Source organism: Rhizobacter sp. P2_H2 (genome assembly GCF_056403375.1).
On sequence record NZ_JBFUFP010001115.1, the window covers coordinates 1 to 1,712 of the forward strand.

Here is a 1,712-nt window from a genome sequence, read left to right on the forward strand (position 1 = left end):
GCCCTGCACCGTCGATTCGAGATAGGGCAAGGCGGTCTCGGCCTCGCTGCCGCCGATGACGAGACCGAGGCGGATGAAATCGCCGCGCGTCAGCCGCGCCGGATCGTCGACCGCGAGGAAGCCCATCACCGGCATGCGGTGGTATTCGATCTGGCGGTAGCGCAGCAGGCCGGGCTCGCCCGAGTGGTCGCTGACCAGCGGCTGCAGCATGAAGGCCCAGTGCGACGCGATGCGCGGCGCGCGGTGCTCGGCCACGTGCGCGAGGAAGGCCTCGCGCTGGCCGGAGTCGGAGCGCGCGAGGACCTGGCCGTCGGCACCCAGCCATTCGACGCCGTGCATGCCGTGCAGCGGCGTGCCCCCGGCATCCCAGCCGGCGGGGTAGCCGCGGCCGAAGCGGTAGAGCAGGTCCTGCGCCTGCGCGAGGCTCAGGTCGCTGATGCCGACCTCGAGGTTCAGCATCACGATGTCGAGGTCGTAGAAGAAGTACAGGTCGGCATGTACCACCTCCAGCGTCAGCGGCGCGTCGCCCGGCCGCGGCACCACGCGCACCGCCTTCACGTCGTGGCGGCGGAACACACGCATCGGCGAAGCGCCGTCGCCCGTCGCTGCATCACGCTTCGCGCGGCCATCGCCGTACAGGAAGCGCTGCACGTAGGGCAGGAAGCTGACGAACTCGTTGTAGTGGCGCTCGTGGAAGCGGGTCGCGTCGCCGGTGTACTCGTCGACCTCTTCGCGCCACGGCGAGTCGGGCAGGTCGCGCAGCAATTCCCATGGCCTGGCATGCCGCGCCGCGGGGCTTTCCGGCGGGATCAGCCGCAGCGGCCACAGCAGGATCTGCCGCAAGTGGCGCACCGGCTGCGCGGCGGCGGCCTCGTCGGCCGTGACGGCGACCGCATCGAGTTCGGAACTGCCCATGGTCACGGCGCGGCGGAGGATCAGCGCAACACCAGCCAGGCCAGCGCGCCGACGGCGGCCAGCAGCACCGCACAGGTGCCCATCAGCAGCCGGCTGCGCAGCCGCAGCCGCTCGATCGCCTCGACGACCTTGGCGTTGTGCTCGGCCAGCGATTCGATCAACGCCGCGGCCGCCTGCTGCTGCTCACCGAGCCGGGCCACGGCGGCTTCGAGTTGTTCGATGCGCTGCTGCGGCGGCGCTGCAGGATCCTGCACGACCACCGGTTCCGGCTGCGTGCGGGTGAACACCTTGCGCGCGCCCTTCACGAGGCCGGGCGCCGCCTCGATCACGTCACCCCACGGGATGACCTTGAGCGCGCTGATCCAGCTGATGGCCACGGCGGACTCCTGAAGGCCGCGCCGCGGCGGCCATGGCGCAGTGTAAGCAGGTCGGCACGTGTTGCGCCGGCCTGCGGGAACTCAGCTGCGACGCACCTGGTTGCCGTCGACCCGCACGCGGTCACCGACCCGCAGGCCGGTGCTGCCGCTCTGCTCGAAGGTGCGCTGCTCGCCGTTGTCGAGCGTCACGTGCACGCGGTAGCCGACCACCTTCTCGGAGCGGTTCTTCTCGATCTTGTTGCCGACGACGGCGCCGCCGACCGCGCCTGCGACCGTCGCCACGTCGCGCCCGGTGCCGTTGCCGATCTGGTGCCCCAGCACGCCGCCGAGCACGCCCCCCGCGACCGCACCGACGCCGGTTGCCTTCGGGGTCTCGGTGATCGGCTCGATGCTGCTGACCTGGCCTGCGCGTTCGCTGCG

Annotated in this window: 2 protein-coding genes and 1 pseudogene; all 3 read right to left on the minus strand. The window is 71.5% G+C overall.

Features of this window, described 5'->3' with window-relative positions; genetic code table 11:
- A pseudogene (locus AC1D15_RS30630) lies at nt 1-915 on the minus strand (hypothetical protein); the annotation flags it as partial.
- 20 nt (nt 916-935) lie between these two features.
- Nucleotides 936-1,292 carry a hypothetical protein gene (locus tag AC1D15_RS30635; protein ID WP_477828994.1) on the minus strand — a complete coding sequence of 119 codons (357 nt, stop codon included), beginning with the start codon at nt 1,290-1,292 and terminating at the stop codon, nt 936-938.
- 81 nt (nt 1,293-1,373) lie between these two features.
- On the minus strand, nt 1,374-1,712 hold a 339-nt coding region (locus AC1D15_RS30640), incomplete at its 5' end, for a glycine zipper 2TM domain-containing protein (RefSeq protein WP_477828995.1).